This is a genomic window from Microbacterium sp. 18062 (genome assembly GCF_902706225.1).
GTDB lineage: Bacteria > Actinomycetota > Actinomycetes > Actinomycetales > Microbacteriaceae > Microbacterium.
Genome location: NZ_CACSKB010000532.1, coordinates 1 through 413 on the forward strand (window position 1 = coordinate 1; position 413 = coordinate 413).

Genomic DNA, 413 nt, shown 5'->3' on the forward strand with positions numbered 1-413 from the left:
GGCCATCGCGCTGGTTCGGAATCGCGGGCTTGCCCGTCCGTATTGAAGCCAGTCGACTACAACTTCCAAGCACAGCGCCGCCGCAGCCATCGGTGCGCTGACCGCGTACGGCGTGAAGCCATTGCAGCCCAGCTGTTTGCGCGTGGGCAGCTCTTTCAGGACCGGGAAGCGCTCCTGCCGATAGTGCTTGTGCTCAGCCTGCAACAGGCATCGGAAGCATCCGAGGCGGCGCCCCTCCGCCCAGAAAGTCTGGACGCATTCCCCGTTCCCCCGGATCCGTACGTGGAGCACCGGTACTTCAGTGCCTTTGTCCAGGCGCATGGCGTTGATCATCTCGCTCACAATCTCCTCGCCAGTTGCATCAATCACCAGATCCGCATCGAAGAGGTCTGGGAGTCCCTTGACACTGCGGA

At 62.2% G+C, this 413-nt stretch carries 1 protein-coding gene; it reads right to left on the bottom strand.

All coding sequences use genetic code 11. From position 1 onward, the window contains the following. Nucleotides 1-342: hypothetical protein (locus tag GVL03_RS21075; RefSeq protein WP_235038299.1), on the bottom strand; the 342-nt coding region annotated here is incomplete at its 3' end. Between the last annotated feature and the right edge of the window lie 71 nt (nucleotides 343-413).